This window comes from Pelagivirga sediminicola (assembly GCF_003072125.1).
GTDB classification, from domain to species: Bacteria; Pseudomonadota; Alphaproteobacteria; order Rhodobacterales; family Rhodobacteraceae; genus Roseovarius; species Roseovarius sediminicola.
This window is the reverse complement of record NZ_QCYH01000001.1, coordinates 146,114-161,769: the sequence shown is the minus strand read 5'-3', so window position 1 is coordinate 161,769 and position 15,656 is coordinate 146,114. Positions and strand designations below refer to the sequence as shown.

Here is a 15,656-nt window from a genome sequence, read left to right as displayed (position 1 = left end):
GATCTTGTCTCCTTGCATCGGAAAGCCCCGCCGCCAAGGGGCAGCGGGGAAAGGGGTGGAGGTCTAGAACGCCGAAGGTTTGGCGGTATAGCCGGTCTTGGCGATGGAGTGCACCAGGGCGTCAACGTCGGTGAGCGTTGGATCATGCTCGACATCGATCCGCCCGCTGGCAAACTTTACCTCGGCACTCGTGACGCCCGGCAGCGCCAGCAGCGCATTTTCGAGCTTTGACACGCAGGACGGACAGGAAAGCTCGTCGCTGCGCAGTTTCGTATGGATTGTCTTGTTGGACATGGCGAAATCCTTTCGTGAGTTGTTGTCGCGCTTGGAATAGATATAGTCATTTACTCTGCGCACAGGGATTGGCGAAACCGGCAAGGAGCGATTGCATGAGTGCACAGCTTGCGAATTGGGACGATCTGCGGGTCTTTCTGGCCGTGGCACGTGCGGGCAGCCTCGCAGGCGCCGCGCGCCGCCTCGGCGTCAACCATTCCACTGTGTTCCGCCGGATCGCCGGACTTGAGGAAACGCTGGACGTGCGACTGTTCGAGCGTCTGCCGACCGGCTATGCGCTGACAGCAGCGGGCGAGGAAACACTTGGCATCGTCGAACGCATCGAGGCCGATGTCACGACGCTTGACCGCACCGTCACCGGGCAGGATCTGCGCCTCAGCGGCACCGTGCGGATCACGGCGATCGACATGCTGGCGTTCGGGCCGCTGGCAGATCATCTCGGGCGCTTTCGCGACATGTATCCGGGGATCGAGCTGGAGATCGTGGTCGGCAACGAAACGCTCAACCTGTCGCGGCGGGAAACCGATATCGCGCTGCGCATCGGGAACACTCCGCCGGAAACCTTGGTGGGACGGCGGGTCGGGCAACTGCAGTTTGCGATCTACGGGGCGGCGGATTACTGCGCCGCCCACCCCGGCGCGGACCTGACACAGCATGACTGGATCGGATTTGATAGCGCCCACGCCCCGCTGACGCGCCAGTTGGACAAGCTGTTGCCGGGAATGCGCCCGGCGGTGCGATCAAACTCGGTGGCCTGTGCCGTGCGTCTGGCCAAGGCCGGGATCGGTCTTGCGGTGCTGCCCTGCGCCGTCGCTGACCTGGAACCGGGCCTGACCCGTGTCGCAGAACTGCCTGAGGCCTTTGGCCTTGATCTGTGGCTGCTGACCCACGAAGACCTGCGCCACACTGCCCGCATCCGTGCCGTTCTGGACTTTCTGACACCCGCACTGGCTGAAAGCCTGTAGGGGGCTGACGCGCATTCCCAGCTATAGCCCGGAAATTTGCATTGCGTGAAAGAATGCGAAAGGCGCAGTTTTGCGCGGGCAAGTATCTGTGATAGTGGTTATTTTACTAAATAAAATCCGAAAGATACTGAACCAGTTCAATTCGAATATTGTCCGCGCGGCAAAGCGATACGGTCTGCCAAGGGATGATAACCGCAATTTGCCGGTTTGGGCTGACAGGAAAAGGACGTTGAAGTTGAAGATTGCTCGGACAGTTGGATTACTTGCGCCTGTCGCAATTGGCGTTGCCGTTGCCGTCTGGTTGATTTCCACGTCCGAACCTCCTGCCCGTGTCGACAGCCACGAACGCGGCGTCGTTGCGCACACCGTCATGGCCGAAGCGGGGCCTGTTCGCGCGGTCGTGCGTGGGTTTGGCAATGTTCAGGCCGCCCGAAGCTGGGAGGCGATCTCCGAAGTTTCCGGCGCGATCACCTGGCGCCACCCCGATCTGGACACCGGCAACCTGCTGCGCGAAGGCACCAGGGTTCTGAAAATCGACCCGACAGCCTATGAGCTTCAGGTTGCGCAGGCCGAGGCGGATCTGGCCGCGCTGGACGCAGAAGCCGCGCAGCTCGACATCGACGCGACCAACACTGAGCGGCTGCTGTCGCTGGAGCAAGACCGCCTTGATCTGGCCGAGACCGAACTGGCGCGGATGCGCGATCTGGTTGAACGCGGCGTTGCGTCCCAGTCCGGTCTGGACGGGCAGGAACGCGCCACGTTGCAGGTCCGCCGCACCACGGTCGAGTTGCAGAATGCCCTGGATCTGATCCCCACGCAGCGCAAGAAGCTCGATGCGCAAATGGCCCGCACGAAGGCAATTCTGGCCCGCGCAAGGCGTGATGTCGAAAAAACCGACATCGTGGTTCCGTTCGATCTGCGGGTCGGATCTGTGCATGTTCAGCGGCACCAGTTTGTCACGGCGGGGCAGCCGCTGGTGACGGCGGATGACGTCTCGCAGGCCCAGATCACGGCGCAGATCCCCCTGATGTCGTTCCGGCGATTGATGGGCGGCGGCGGCGAGGGCAGCGCCCTGTCACTGGGCGACATGCCCACGCGTTTCAACGGGATATCGGCCGAGGTGCAGCTTGTCTCGGACCCGTCCCAGACATGGACCGGACGGCTGGTGCGGGTGGAAAGCGCGCTGGATCCGCAGGCCCGTTCGGCGCCCGCAGTCATCGTCGTGGACGACCCATACGCCAACACTAACCCGCCGCTGCACCTGCCGCTGGTCCCGAACATGTATGCGGAGGTTATTCTGACCGGTCCGGTCATATCGACCAGCGTGAAGGTTCCCGGCAGCGCGGTTCACGGCGGCAATCTTGTCTATCTGCGCGACGCGGATGGCCGGCTTGAGCTGCGCGAAGTGTCCGTCGCCTGGCGTCAGGATGGCCAGGCGGTGCTGTCGGGCGGCATCGCGCCGGGCGAGGAGGTGATTCTGGGCGATCTGGTGCCTGCCATTCCCGGCATGATCGTCACCCCGGCGGAGCGCCCCGAATGATCCGCTGGTTCACCGCGCATCCCACCGCGTCCAACCTGCTGCTGGTCCTGATCCTTGCCGCCGGGGCGATGGCGATCCCCACGCTCAAGCGCGAAACCTTTCCCGATTTCAGGCCGGTGGAGGCGGAAATCAGCGTCGAATATCGCGGCGCCACCGCCGAGGAGGTGGAGGATGCGATTTGCCGCCGCGTCTGGGATGCGGTCGAAGGTGTCGAGGGGCTGGACGAATTGACCTGCACCGCGCAGGGCAATATCGCCCGCGCCGTTGCCAAAATGGACGCCAGCGGTGACAGCGCCCGTTTCGTCAACGACCTGCGCACCGAGGTCACGGCGGTCGATGATTTCCCGGACGCGGCCGAACCTGCCATCGTGCGCGAATTGCACCGCACCGATCCCGTCACCTCGGTTGCCGTGGCGGGCGATCTGCCGCCCGCCCAGCTGGAGCGCTATGGCGCGCAGTTGCAGGACCGCCTGTCGGCCCTGCCCGGCGTGGCCAAGGTCACGATGTCGGGCTTTGGCAAGCGGCAGTTCCGCATCACCGTGCCCCGCGCGGTGATGGAGCAGCACGGGCTGACGGTGTCCGCCCTTGCCGCCAAGATCGACGCGCAAAGCGTTGACCGCCCCCTCGGCAGTCTGGAGACGGAAACCCGCGATATCAGCCTGCGCTTCACCGACGAGCGCCGCGATGTGGCGGGGCTGGCGGATCTGGTGGTGTTGTCAAACCCCGATGGCGCGCAGCTGACGCTGGGCCAGATTGCAACCATCACGGAAACCTATACGCCCCAGGAGGAGCGCGCGTTCCTCGATGACCAGCGCGCCGTGTTCCTGCAAGTCGACAAGGCGCTGAATGCCGACGCGCTGCGGGTGTTCGATCACATCGAAACTCTGGTCGCCGGTGAGCGGGCGGTGTTGCCGGACACGCTGCGTCTGGAGATCGTCAACGACATGACCAGCATCGTGCGCGACCGGCTACAGATGCTGGTCGAGAACGGCGTGATGGGGCTGATACTGGTCATCGCGGTGCTGGCGCTGTTTTTCCGGCCCGGTTTCGCGATCTGGGCGGCGATGGGGCTGCCGGTGGCCTTTCTGGGGGCGTTCGCGGCCATGGCCTTGCAGGGGCTGTCGCTGAACATGATGACGCTGGTTGCATTGCTGATGGCGATCGGGATCGTGATGGACGATTCCATTGTCATCACCGATTCAATCGCGCAGGCGTCCGCGCGCGGTGCATCGCGCGTGGAGGCCGCCGTGCAGGGTGCGCGTGCCGTGACGCCGGGGGTGCTGTCGTCGTTCGCCACGACCATCGCGGTTTTCGCCCCGCTTGCCTTTCTGGTTGGCGAACTGGGCGCGGTGCTGGAGGTGGTGCCGATGGTCCTGATCGCGGCGCTGGCCGCCAGTCTGGCGCAGGCGCTCTGGGTTCTGCCGCACCATCTGAGCCACGGGTTGAAAGGCGCGGAGAAGCCCTCCTCGCGGTTTCGTGCGGGCTTTGACAGCCGGTTCGAGCGGTTCCGCGAAAGGTGGATCGGCGGCATGGCCGATCTGGCCATCCGGCGGCGCTACCTGGTCACTGGCCTCACGGTTGCGACGCTGATCGTGACCGTGGGCTTGATGGGCGGCGGGTATCTGAAGCGCGAGGCGATCCCGGCCATGGACGGCGATGTTCTGGAGGCGCGCATCCTGATGGCGCAAGGCACCCCGCAGGCCCGCACCGAGCAGGTGGTGGACCGGATAACGGCGGCGCTGACCCGCGTCGACGCCGCCTTTGCGCCGGGTCAGCCGGAGGGCGCGGCATTGGTCAAATCCGTGCAGGTGCGGTTCAACCACAACGCCACCGCAGGCGAATCCGGCCCGCATGTCGCCACCATCGCCGCCGACCTGCTGGGCGCCGAAATCAGAACCGTGACGCTGGATGAAATCGTCACGCTCTGGCGCCGCGAAATCGGCGATGTGCCCGGCGCGCTGGCCATCCTGTTGACCGAACCGGGCATCGGCCCGCAGGGCATCGCCATCGAAATCCGCCTGTCCGCGCCGGACCTGGAGGTGCTGGCGCGGGCCGCCGACGCGCTGCAATCGGAAACCGAATCCTATGCCGGGGTGTTCAACGCGATCCATGATCTGCGCCCCGGCAAGCCCGAATTGCGCCTGCACCTTGAACCCCATGCGACGTCATTGGGGCTGACAGCGCGCAGTGTCTCAGATCAGCTTGGCGCGGCGTTTCTGGGGCGGGTCATCACCACGGTGCAGACCGGCGACATCAGCCACGAGATCGAGTTGAAGCAATCGCCGCAGGACCGCGATTCGCGCGACGACCTGCGCGATTTCACCGCCACGCTGCCGGGTGGCAAGGCGGTGCCGCTGTCGACCGTGGCCCGCATGGAGGACGCGCGCGGCTGGTCCAGCATCACCCATGTTGACGGGCGGCGCACCGTGACCCTACAGGCCGATGTCGATACCCGCATCGGCAATGCCGACGCGATCGTTGCCGAGCTGGAAAACGGGTTCCTGCCCCGGCTGGCCGGCCAGATACCCGGCCTCAGCTTCGAGATTGGCGGGCAGACCGCGAATTCCGCCGAAACCGTGGCGTCGATCCTGCGCGGTTTTCTGCTGTGTCTGGTCGGGATCTATGTCATCCTGTCGTTCCAGTTCCGCAGCTACGTGGAGCCGTTGATCGTGATGGTGTCGATCCCGCTGGCATTCATCGGCGTCATTCTGGGCCATCTGGTCATGGGCTATAACATCTCGATGCCGTCGCTGATCGGCGCGGCGTCGCTGGCCGGGATCGTGGTCAACAACGCCATCCTGCTGGTCGAGGTGATCAAGCAGCGCGCGGGCGAGGGCATGGATCTGGCCCGCGCCGCGGGGCAGGCCAGCCGCGAGCGGTTCCGCTCGATCCTGATGGCCTCCTCCACCACCATCATCGGCCTTGTGCCGCTTTTGCTGGAAACCAGCACGCAGTCGCAATCCATGAAGCCGCTGGTGATCTCGGTCGTCTTCGGTTTGTTAACGTCAACCATCTTCGTGCTCGCGGTCTTGCCCGCCTTCTACGCGATCCTCGGCGATCTGGGGCTGGCGCAGGCGACGCGCGCCCGCCAGCAGAGAAAACTCCAGGGTAAGGGCAGAATTTCACACTGACCGATGCAACGAGCGCCGTTATCTTGCGACCCGAATGCCAATCTATTCGCGTCCAAGAATTAGCTGAAAGGGCAGCGTTCGGGCATCCGCGTTCAGCCTGCGAGTTTCGTCGCGGTCAGGATCGGGCCAGCATTCGTGATGGGCGTTACGGTTGCCGGAAAACACCGCCCCGCAAAGACTGGACCTTTCGCCCGCTTTCGGCCGTCGCCCCATTTCCCTGGAGCGTTCCACGACGATCATCATCGAACCGGTCCCGATCAACGGCCCCCAGGTCGAGCCCAAATCACCGACAACCGCCATGGCCAAAACGAAGATCAGTGTGGAGAATTCAAATAGGTTCGGCCCGGCTTGCCTACGCTTTTTTGCTATCGGGGACACGGCTGGCGAAGCTGTGCTGGCTAGCCGCGCCTGACGACGCGCTGTCCCGCCATTGCGCGTAGCGCGGCCACCCGGTTTTCGGTCGCGGGATGCGTCGCGAAAAGGCTGTCGCGTTTGTGCGCATGCAGTGGGTTGACGATGAACATATGCGCCGTCGCCGGGTTGCGCTCGGCCGCATCGTTGTCGATCCGGGCCGCGCCCATGGCGATTTTCTCCAATGCGGAGGCCAGCCAGAGAGGCTGGCCGCAGATCTCGGCGCCCGCCTTGTCGGCGGCATATTCGCGCGTCCGGCTGATCGCCATTTGCACCATATAGCGCGGCTTTCTATCTGAATTTGCAACGCTGGAACGGAAAAAACCCCTGCATTGCAAGGGCTTTAGTTGAATTCAACAGATTAAAATGGTGGGTGATAAGAGATTTGAACTCCTGACATCTTCGATGTGAACGAAGCGCTCTACCACTGAGCTAATCACCCTTGGGGCGGTTTTTAGCGTCACTCCGCGTCGTCTGCAACCGCTTCTTTCATGCGGCTTGAGCGGGCACTGTCGGGGCCTGCCGACGCGGATCGGGCGAGCGGTGCCGGCGGGGTCTCTGCGCCGCTTGCCATGGGCTGGCGGATATTGGCGACGATGACCCGGGCCTTGCCAGTATCCTTGACACGCTTGCGCTTGATCTTGCCCATGGGTTGCAGGTTCAGCTCGCGGCCCTCGGCAAGGGCATCGCCCAGCACGGACAGCATTGCCTCGATTACCGGCTTGGCGTGTTTCTTGGATATCTCCGTTCGCGCGACAACCTGCTCGATCAGCTCTTTTTTCTTCAGCGCTTCGCTGGCATCCGCGCCATCGGCACCGGCCTGCGCCGCCACGTCGGAGCGCGGCGGTTCGGGCACCATAGTGGATCCGCCGCCAGCGGTGCGCATGGCGGGCGGTGTCGTGAGCGGCATGGCGCTGGCGCGGCTGGGCTTGGCGCTGTCGGATTTGGATTTACTGCCCGTCTGCTTGCGGCTTGCCATTTCGGCGGCCTCCCTATCGTTTCTTGTTTGGCAACAGATTAGACACAAGGCCGTGATTATGCCAGCGATCTGTTGGTCATCCGCCCAGTGAATGTATCCAATTTATCGTTTCCGTAGGCGCATCAGCGCCCCTTGAAGAGACTGCCAAGGATACCGCGCACGATGCGGCGCCCGGTGGTGCCCTGCAGCTCCTTGAGCACTGCGCCGCTGATCGCCTCGCCGAACTCGCCCGCCGTGCCGCCGGGTCGACGCGCCGCTGTCGAGCGGCCCACGCGGCTGCCTGAATAGCGGCGCCCGGCGTTGAATTCGCGCTCGGCAGCTGTGCTCTGCTCGGCCTGCTCCTCGGCGGCGGCGGCCTCGGCGGCGGCGCGGCCTGCGCGGGCCTTGAGCATCTCATAGGCCGACTCGCGATCCACGGCCGCGTCGTATTTGCCCGCCACGGGCGAGGCCTGCATCACGGCGCGGCGCGCGGCGGCGTCGATCGGCCCCAGCTTCGACGATGGCGGACGGATCAGCGTGCGCTCCACGATACCCGGCGCGCCCTTGTCCTGCAGCATCGACGTCACCGCCTCGCCGGTGCCGACATCGCGGATGGCGTCCACCGTCGAAAACCGCGCGTTGGGCCGATAGGTCTCGGCCGCGCGCATCAGCGCCTTGCGGTCGCGAGCGGTGAAGGCGCGCAAGGCGTGTTGCACGCGGTTGCCGAGCTGACCGAGAATGTCGTCGGGGACATCGTCGGGATTTTGCGTGACGAAATAGACGCCGACGCCCTTGGAGCGGATCAGCCGCGCCACCTGCTCGACCTTGTCGATCAGGGCCTTGGGCGCGTCGTCGAACAGCAGATGCGCCTCGTCGAAGAAGAAGACCAGCTTCGGCTTGTCCGGATCGCCCACTTCGGGGAGCGTCTCGAACAGCTCGGACAGCAGCCACAAAAGGAAGGTCGCATAAAGGCGCGGCGCGCCCATCAGCTTGTCCGCGGCAAGGATGTTGATCTGCCCGCGCCCGTCCGCGCCGACATGCATCAGATCCGCCAGATCCAGCGCAGGCTCGCCGAAAAGCTGCGCGGCGCCCTGATTTTCCAGCACCATCAACTGGCGCTGGATCGCGCCCACCGACGCGACCGACACGTTGCCATAGCGCAGCGACAGGGTATCGCGATTCTCGCCGATCCAGACCAGCAGCGCCTGCAGATCCTTCAGATCCAGCAGCGGCATGCCCTCCTCGTCGGCGACGCGGAACGCGATGTTCAGGATGCCCTCCTGCGCGTCGCTCAAAGCCATCAGACGGCTCAGCAGAAGCGGGCCCATCTCGGCAAGGGTCGTGCGCACCGGGTGGCCCTGCGCGCCGAACAGATCCCAGAACGTGACGGGGAACGCGTCATAGGCGTAATCGGCAAGCCCGATCTTGGCGGCGCGGCTGGCAAAGGCCTCGTGCAGTTTGAAATCCGCACTGCCCGAGGCCGCGAGTCCCGACAGATCGCCCTTCACGTCCGACAGGAACACGGGCACGCCCGCGGCCGAGAACCCTTCGGCCAGGATCTGCAAGGTCAAGGTCTTGCCGGTGCCGGTAGCGCCCGCGATCAGGCCATGCCGGTTGGCGTATTTCAGTGCCAGCGTCTGCGCCTGTCCGTAATCCGGCCCGCCGCCGCCGATAAAGATGCCGTCAGCCAAAGATCAATCCCCTGCCCCATGATGTCTTGCGTGCCGCGCGACCATACATTCTTAACCAATCGGTGCCAGTATCATTTTCATTCCGGTGCCACATGTCCTCCGAGCGCCGGGACAACTTTCCTCTCTGTCAGACTGGCCGCGCCCTCGGGTGCGGCCTCTTTTTTAAGTCGCATTTGCAATCATTTTGCCTGTTGACGGCGATTCTCCGCTGGCGTAGCGTCACGTCCAATCATTAAGTCGGCCAAGTCCGGCGGGGAGAGACGAAAGGGGGCCTTGCGGCCCCTTTTCTACGCGGCGCCCTTCCGGGTGGTCGGGCGGCGGGCTCCCGCCGGATCTGCATGCGAAATTCCGCCTTGCAGCCTCGGCGCGTCTGCGATTTGATCCTGACAGCCGCGGCGCGCCATGTTAGAGCGCCCGTGAAACTTCTGATAATGACGGGGAAATCATGCATAAATCACTTTCCATTCTGTCTTTTGCCGCCGCTCTGAGCCTGGCTGGCGCGGGCTTCGCGCAAGACACGGCCGCCGACGGCGCCGATGCGGCCGACAGCGCGCCCGCAACTGACGCCGCCGAGCAAAACACGGACACGAACGCGGAGGCGACCCAGACCGAGGGCGCCGCGGACACCGCCACCGCGGATGGAGCAGCGGACGCTGCCGCCGACGGCGCCGCGACCGACCGGGATGCCGAAGCGCCCGCCGCTTCGGGCGCATTCTCCACCGGAACCGAAGTGGAAGGCGCGGCCGAAGGTGAGGGCCAGCCCGCCGAGCCTGCCGTCTATATCAAGGAAAAGTTCGGCGACTGGAACCTGCGCTGCTTCCGCAACGCGGAAGGCGAGGATCCCTGCCAGCTGTATCAACTGCTGCGCGAGGAAGGCGGCAACCCCGTTGCCGAGTTCAGCATCTTCCGCATCGAGGGTCAGGCCCCCGCCGTGGCCGGCGCAACCGCGATCGTCCCGCTGGTCACGCTGCTGACCGAAGAGCTGAAACTGTCGGTCGATGGCAATGCGGCCAAAAGCTATCCCTACCGGGTATGCACCGAGGCAGGCTGCGTCGCGCAGATCGGCCTGACCGAACAGGACGTCGCCACCTTCAAGAGGGGCAAGGCGGCCCAGATCGTTCTGGTCCCCGCACAGGCGCCCGATCAGAAAATCAAGATCAAGGTTTCGCTGAACGGCTTCACCGCCGGATATGACGCCGTCGGCGCGTTCGTCGAGTAACCTCGCCGCATCGGTGAGACAAGGCGGGGGCGGCTCGAAAGGGCCGCCCCTTTTCAATGCGCCCTACCCTGCCCGGCGCAGCGCCAGAACGGCGTTCAGCCCGCCGAAGGCGAACGCGTTGCTGAGCGCCACCTCGACATGGGCCTCGCGGGCCTCGTTGGGGACGACATCCAGCGCACATTCGGGGTCCGGCTCGTCATAATTGATGGTGGGCGCAATTATTTTATCGCGCAGCGCCATGATGCAGGCCAGCAGCTCGACCGCGCCGGTGCCGCCGATCAGATGGCCGTGCATCGATTTGGTGGACGAGATCATCAGCTTGTCGGCGTGGCGCCCGAACACATCGGCGACGGCGGCGCATTCGGTCTTGTCATTGGCGGCTGTGCCGGTGCCGTGGGCGTTGATATATCCCACATCCTCGGGGTTCAGCCGCGCGTCGCGCAGGGCGCCCGAAATCGTGCGGGCCGCGCCCTCCTTGGAGGGCATGACGATGTCGGACGCGTCCGAGGACATGGCATATCCCACCACCTCGGCCAGCATGTCGGCGCCGCGTGCGCGGGCGTGCTCGTATTCCTCGAACACGAACACCCCGGCCCCCTCGCCCTGCACCATGCCGTTGCGGTTGGCCGAGAACGGGCGGCAGCCGTCCTTCGACATGACGCGCAACCCCTCCCATGCCTTGACCCCGCCAAAGCACAGCATGGATTCCGAGCCCCCGGTCAGCATCACGGGGCAAAGGCCGCCATGCACCATCTGGAATGCCTGCGCCATCGCGTGATTGGACGACGCGCAGGCCGTCGAGACGGTAAAGCTCGGCCCGCGCAGCCCCCAGGCCATGGACACATGGCTTGCCGCCGCGTTGTTCATCAGTTTCGGCACCACGAAGGGATGCACGCGGTTCTTGCCGTCCTCATAAACGCTGCGGTAATTTTCATCCAGCGTGGTCATGCCGCCGCCGGAATTGCCCAGGATCACGCCCGCGCGCAGCGACAGCGCTTCGGTGAACTCCAGCCCCGATTGCGCGACGGCCTGCCGCGCGGCGATCAGGGTGAATTGCGTGAACCTGTCATAAAGCGCCAGTTGCTGGCGGCTGAAGGCGGTGTCGGGATCGTAATCCTTGACCTGCCCGCCGATCCGGATGGCCAGTCGGTCGACATCGCGAAACTCCAGCTCGCCGATGCCGCAGCGCCCCTCGCGCATCGCCTCCAGCGTCGTGTCCACGTCCTTGCCAAGCGCATTGATCGTGCCGGCGCCGGTGATGACGACCCGCTTCACGACTGCTCGGCCACCAGCCGCTGAATGCCCGTGGCGATGGCGCCGACGGTCGAGATGTCGAAATCGCCCGCCGACGGCTCGTTCGCGTTGAAGGGAACGGTGATGTCGAACGCCTCCTCGATGGCAAAGATCGCCTCGACCAGCCCCAGCGAATCGACGCCCAGATCCTCCAGCGTGCTGTCCAGCGTCACGTCGGAGGGCTCCAGCATGGCTTGCTCGGCGATGATGGTGATCACGCGCTCGGGTATGCTCATGGCATGGCTCCTTCAGAGTATCGCACTGATCTAGTCACTCTGCCCATCCTTGAAAACCGATTTCTTGAGCAGCGCCACATCCGACACCAGCCGTCCCAGACGGCGCAGATGCTTGTACATGTCGATATGCGCATCCATCTTCATCGCCGGATATCCCAGCATCACGCGCCCGGCCGGCACGTTGCTGAGGATCTTGGTGCCGCCGCCCGCGATGACATTGTCGCCGACGAAGAGGTTGTCGCCCACCCCCACCTGACCGGCCAGCACCACGTTGTTGCCGATGCGCGAGGATCCAGCGATACCGACAAGGCCGCAGAGCAACGTATCGGTGCCCACCACCACGTTATGCGCGACCATCACCAGCGTGTCGATCTTGGTGCGGTCCCCGATGACGGTGTCGCGGATCGTGCCGCGGTCGATGGCGGCATTGGCGCCGACCTCGACATCATCGCCAAGGCGCACGGAGCCCAGCGAGTGGATGCGCACATAAGATTGCGCCGCCGCGCCGCCCTGATCGCCCAGCGTCTCGCGCACCGTTTCAACACCTGATTTTTCGGGCGTGACAAAGCTGAACCCGTCGCCGCCCAGAACCGCGCCGGGATTGATGATCACGCGCGCCCCGATCCGCACCCGCGCGGCGATGCGCACGCCCTCGCGGATCAGGCCGTTCTCGCCGATCTCAGCATCCGCGCCGATACAGGCCTGCGGGCCGATGCGGCAGCCCGCGCCGATCCGCGCCCGCGCGCCGATCACCGACAGCGGCCCGACATGCACGCCCTCGCCCAGCTCTGCGGTGTCGTCGATCACGGCGCTGGGGTGAATACCCTCGCCCCAGCCCTCGCCCGGATCCATCATCCCCGTGAGCCCCGACATCGCATAACGCGGGCGCGGCGCGATGATCGCGGCCTCCAGCCCCAGCGCCTGCCACTCGGCGCCCTCCCACAGCAGGGCGGCGCGCGCGCGCCCCTGCGGCAGCGCGGCGGCATATTCAGGCTTGGTCGCCAGGGCCAGATGGTCCGGCCCGGCATCGGCCGGTTCGGCCAGCGCGCGCACGCGGATGTCGCCTGCGCCAACCGCTTGGATATTCAGCGCGGCGGCGATCTGATCAATGGTATAGGACATGGCATTCCCCTTTTACGGGGCGATATCTAGCCCTGAACGGCGGGCAGTGAAACCCCTGCCTTTTGCAGCGCATCCCACACCTTGGCGTCGCGGCCATAGATGTCCTCGCGGTATTGCGCCGGTCCCTTGGCCGGAACGGTGGCGGTGCGATAGATGATATGCACCGGGATCTTCTGCTCCAGCGACACGCGCGTCTGGCGCCCCGAATTCACGATCCTGTCGAAAAAGGTCTTCGGGTCCGCCTCCTGCCGCGACAGGATCTCATAGGCGAAATCAAAGGGCTGCTGCAGGCGGATGCATCCATGGCTGAAGGCGCGCACGTTGCGGTCAAACAGGCTTTTGGACGGGGTGTCATGCAGATAGATGTTGTATTTGTTGGGAAACATGAACTTGACCAGCCCCAGCGCGTTGCGCGTCGAGGGCGGCTGTTTCAGGGCGAAGGGGAAGTTGCGCGCGTTATACGCGTTGAAATTGACCGCCGAGCGGCTGACTTCCTGCCCGCGCGAATTATAGAGCTTGAGATGCCCCGCCGCGCCGCGGTTACGCTGCATCTGCGGCAGGTATTCGCGCACCGTGATCGAGCGCGGCACGTTCCACACCGGGTTGATCTCCAGATATTCCATCTCATCGGAGAATTCGGGGCTTTGATGGGTCTTGAGGTTCTTGCCGATCACGGCGCGGGTTTCAAAGGTCAGCCGGTCATCATCCATGATGCGCGCGGTGAAATCGGTCAGGTTGACCAGGATATGACGGGCACCGCGCGGCCCGCTCAGCCAGCGTTCGCGCTCCATCGCAACGTGGATCATCGGCAGGCGCCGCGAGATGGGCACATTGATCTCGGCCATGGTCTGCGCGCCGGCGGTGCCGTCGGCGACAAGGCCATGCGCCTCCTGAAAGCGCATCACGGCCTGTTGCAGCGCGATGTCATAGCGGCTCGACGCCGTACGCTCCAGATAGCCCATGCGGATCAACCGGTTGCGCAGCGCCACGACGCCCTCGCCGGACTGGCCCGGCGCCAGCGACGCGGCAGGCACCGCAGGACCCCAGCCGCCGGTCTCCAGCAAGCTCTCCAGACGCATCTTTTCGCGCAGGAGGCGGGCATATTCGCCGGATTTGGGCGCAAGGCTGCGCAGGAAACCCGCGGGGTTGCCCGCCGTGAACCCGCTCAGCAGCTCATCGGCGCTGCGCACGGGCACCGCGCGCACCATGCCACTGTCGATCTGCGCCGGGGTCAGCATTCCCGTCTGCATGTCCTGCGCCAAGCGCAGGAATGTGCGCGACATCGCGATTTCGACCGCGCCCAGATCACGCGGCGTGCGCGCCTGCCGCATCATCCGCAGCAGCCCTTGCGCATCATATCGCGCGACGGGCAGTCCATGAGCATCCGCCGCATCGATCGCCTGCAACAGCGCCTGGCGGCGTGCGCGATCCGCCTCGCCCGTGCCGGTCCAGATGGCGCCATAGCCGTTGTTGCGATAATACTCCGCCAACTCGCCGTCGCGCGCGGCGCCTTCGGCCACCGCTTGCTTGAACGCGGTCACGCCCGCCAACGCGCCCTGCGGCGCACCGAACGCGAGCATCAGCGCGGCTGCGGGAATCAAAAACCTGCGGCTCCACCCGCCGGGCCGGTGGGCACACAGTCCCGATTTCAAAGCTGCGGCCAATTTCATCGGATCCCCCAAGTAACCTGTGCACGTCGCGCGGTGGCCTACCAATCAGCCTGCCGCGGCGCGATTTGTCCAATGAAATATCGCACTTGGCGCCTTTTGGACATGCTCCGAGACGTTTTCGCACCAAGTCATTGCAGAACCGCCACACCCGGCGGAATTGCGCGGATTCATGCCGAAATGCATTGATGAAAGAAAATCTGGGAACCTGTGTCTTGGTTAGCGAATCTTAATATGCCATAGCTACAAGTGCATCCGGGGGATGAGATGAACGCCCGCGTTCAGCGGGGATGAACTTGAAGCGACGGACAGGCAAAACCTATGACCCAACCTAATTCCGCAAGCCTGTCGCGGCGTGCGCTCCTTGGCGCATTCGCGGCAACCGCCCTTGTGGCGGCCCCCTCCTACGGTAACGCATTCGGCCTTTTGCGCGGTGCCGGCGATATACGCCGACTGCGCATGATATCGCCCCGTACCGGCGAGAAGATCGACACGATCTACTGGATCGAGGGCGAATATATCGCCGAGGCCGTGCAGGAGATTTCGCACGTGATGCGCGACTGGCGCAGGAACGAAGTGAAGAACATCGACACGCGCACCATCGACATCATGACGGCCGCGCATAACCTGATGGGCACGACAGAGCCTTATACGCTCCTGTCCGGTTACCGCTCCCCGCAGACGAACGCGATGCTGCGCAGCCGGTCCAGCGGCGTTGCCAAACATTCGCTGCACCTGAACGGTCAGGCGGCGGATCTGCGGATGGGTTCGCGCTCGGTCGGACAGATCAGCAAGGCGGCGCTGGCATGTCATGCAGGCGGTGTCGGGCGATACTCGCGCTCGAATTTCGTTCACATGGATTGCGGCGTCGTGCGCAGCTGGGGCGGTTGACGCGGCCGCAATTCCGCAGCAATTCGACCACTGTCGATCAAACCCGCCTTTTGGCGGGTTTTTCGTCTGCCGGCCTTGCGGCGCGCGCGATTCCAGCTTGAAGAGGATGCGGCGTCAATGCTACGTAAAGCGACGCGGCGGGTATGGTGAAAAGGTATCACGGCAGCTTCCCAAGCTTTAGTTACGGGTTCGATTCCCGTTACCCGCTCCAGCCAGTTCCGCCATGTTCCGAAATGCC

At 64.5% G+C, this 15,656-nt stretch carries 12 protein-coding genes, 2 tRNA genes and 1 pseudogene; 6 read left to right on the top strand and 9 right to left on the bottom strand.

Going from position 1 to position 15,656, the window contains the following annotated elements:
- Positions 1-63: 63 nt before the first annotated feature.
- The gene (locus DC366_RS00705; protein WP_108690784.1) at positions 64-294 is read right to left on the bottom strand and encodes a heavy-metal-associated domain-containing protein; all 231 of its coding nucleotides are present in this window, start codon (positions 292-294) and stop codon (positions 64-66) included.
- 95 nt (positions 295-389) lie between these two features.
- On the opposite strand from DC366_RS00705, the gene DC366_RS00700 reads away from it, so the two are divergent.
- From DC366_RS00700 to DC366_RS00690, 3 genes are all read left to right on the top strand, one after another.
- A complete protein-coding gene (locus tag DC366_RS00700) occupies positions 390-1,259 on the top strand; it encodes a LysR family transcriptional regulator (protein ID WP_108690272.1) in 870 nt (289 codons plus the stop codon).
- A gap of 235 nt (positions 1,260-1,494) precedes the next feature.
- Positions 1,495-2,799 carry an efflux RND transporter periplasmic adaptor subunit gene (locus tag DC366_RS00695; protein WP_165802818.1) on the top strand — a complete coding sequence of 435 codons (1,305 nt, stop codon included), beginning with the start codon at positions 1,495-1,497 and terminating at the stop codon, positions 2,797-2,799.
- Complete coding sequence (locus DC366_RS00690; protein WP_108690270.1) at positions 2,796-5,930, top strand: efflux RND transporter permease subunit; 3,135 nt, start codon at positions 2,796-2,798, stop codon at positions 5,928-5,930. Before DC366_RS00695 ends, DC366_RS00690 begins: the two co-directional genes overlap by 4 nt.
- A 398-nt stretch (positions 5,931-6,328) precedes the next feature.
- Here the strand turns inward: DC366_RS00690 and DC366_RS00680 are convergent.
- The 4 genes and pseudogenes from DC366_RS00680 to DC366_RS00665 form a co-directional block, all read right to left on the bottom strand.
- Positions 6,329-6,619, bottom strand: a pseudogene (locus tag DC366_RS00680) (M48 family metalloprotease); the annotation flags it as partial.
- An 89-nt stretch (positions 6,620-6,708) separates the two neighbouring features.
- A tRNA-Val gene (locus DC366_RS00675) sits at positions 6,709-6,783 on the bottom strand.
- Between the two features lie 18 nt (positions 6,784-6,801).
- Positions 6,802-7,320: an HU family DNA-binding protein gene (locus DC366_RS00670; protein WP_108690268.1), complete on the bottom strand. Its 519-nt coding sequence runs from the start codon at positions 7,318-7,320 to the stop codon at positions 6,802-6,804.
- Positions 7,321-7,442: 122 nt separating this feature from the next.
- Positions 7,443-8,990 carry a helicase HerA-like domain-containing protein gene (locus DC366_RS00665; protein ID WP_108690267.1) on the bottom strand — a complete coding sequence of 516 codons (1,548 nt, stop codon included), beginning with the start codon at positions 8,988-8,990 and terminating at the stop codon, positions 7,443-7,445.
- A 445-nt stretch (positions 8,991-9,435) separates the two neighbouring features.
- On the opposite strand from DC366_RS00665, the gene DC366_RS00660 reads away from it, so the two are divergent.
- Positions 9,436-10,209 (top strand): invasion associated locus B family protein, encoded by a 774-nt coding sequence (locus tag DC366_RS00660; RefSeq protein ID WP_108690266.1) that lies wholly within the window; start codon positions 9,436-9,438, stop codon positions 10,207-10,209.
- A gap of 63 nt (positions 10,210-10,272) precedes the next feature.
- Here the strand turns inward: DC366_RS00660 and DC366_RS00655 are convergent, their stop codons facing one another.
- From DC366_RS00655 to DC366_RS00640, 4 genes are read right to left on the bottom strand one after another with little or no spacing between them, the layout of a single operon-like run.
- Complete coding sequence (locus tag DC366_RS00655) at positions 10,273-11,484, bottom strand: beta-ketoacyl-[acyl-carrier-protein] synthase family protein (RefSeq protein ID WP_108690265.1); 1,212 nt, start codon at positions 11,482-11,484, stop codon at positions 10,273-10,275.
- Positions 11,481-11,738, bottom strand: a complete 258-nt coding sequence (locus tag DC366_RS00650) for an acyl carrier protein (RefSeq protein ID WP_108690264.1) — start codon at positions 11,736-11,738, stop codon at positions 11,481-11,483. The genes DC366_RS00655 and DC366_RS00650 overlap by 4 nt, the downstream gene beginning before the upstream one ends.
- Positions 11,739-11,768: 30 nt before the next feature.
- The gene (lpxD, locus tag DC366_RS00645; RefSeq protein WP_108690263.1) at positions 11,769-12,860 is read right to left on the bottom strand and encodes a UDP-3-O-(3-hydroxymyristoyl)glucosamine N-acyltransferase; all 1,092 of its coding nucleotides are present in this window, start codon (positions 12,858-12,860) and stop codon (positions 11,769-11,771) included.
- Positions 12,861-12,886: 26 nt separating this feature from the next.
- Positions 12,887-14,530 (bottom strand): L,D-transpeptidase family protein, encoded by a 1,644-nt coding sequence (locus DC366_RS00640; RefSeq protein WP_500690303.1) that lies wholly within the window; start codon positions 14,528-14,530, stop codon positions 12,887-12,889.
- 318 nt (positions 14,531-14,848) lie between these two features.
- Between DC366_RS00640 and mepK the strand changes: the two genes are divergently transcribed.
- Both mepK and DC366_RS00630 read left to right on the top strand, forming a co-directional pair.
- The gene (gene mepK / locus DC366_RS00635; RefSeq protein ID WP_108690261.1) at positions 14,849-15,418 is read left to right on the top strand and encodes a peptidoglycan L,D-endopeptidase MepK; all 570 of its coding nucleotides are present in this window, start codon (positions 14,849-14,851) and stop codon (positions 15,416-15,418) included.
- A gap of 137 nt (positions 15,419-15,555) precedes the next feature.
- A tRNA-Gly gene (locus DC366_RS00630) sits at positions 15,556-15,629 on the top strand.
- Positions 15,630-15,656: the final 27 nt, after the last annotated feature.

Bases quoted from the DNA above. Each gene is read 5' to 3' on its own strand.
- DC366_RS00705 (WP_108690784.1), bottom strand. From the start codon at position 294: ATGTCCAACAAGACAATCCATACGAAACTGCGCAGCGACGAGCTTTCC.
- DC366_RS00700 (WP_108690272.1), top strand. From the start codon at position 390: ATGAGTGCACAGCTTGCGAATTGGGACGATCTGCGGGTCTTTCTGGCC.
- DC366_RS00690 (WP_108690270.1), top strand. From the start codon at position 2,796: ATGATCCGCTGGTTCACCGCGCATCCCACCGCGTCCAACCTGCTGCTG.
- DC366_RS00670 (WP_108690268.1), bottom strand. From the start codon at position 7,320: ATGGCAAGCCGCAAGCAGACGGGCAGTAAATCCAAATCCGACAGCGCC.
- DC366_RS00660 (WP_108690266.1), top strand. From the start codon at position 9,436: ATGCATAAATCACTTTCCATTCTGTCTTTTGCCGCCGCTCTGAGCCTG.
- DC366_RS00650 (WP_108690264.1), bottom strand. From the start codon at position 11,738: ATGAGCATACCCGAGCGCGTGATCACCATCATCGCCGAGCAAGCCATG.
- lpxD (WP_108690263.1), bottom strand. From the start codon at position 12,860: ATGTCCTATACCATTGATCAGATCGCCGCCGCGCTGAATATCCAAGCG.
- DC366_RS00640 (WP_500690303.1), bottom strand. From the start codon at position 14,530: ATGAAATTGGCCGCAGCTTTGAAATCGGGACTGTGTGCCCACCGGCCC.
- mepK (WP_108690261.1), top strand. From the start codon at position 14,849: ATGACCCAACCTAATTCCGCAAGCCTGTCGCGGCGTGCGCTCCTTGGC.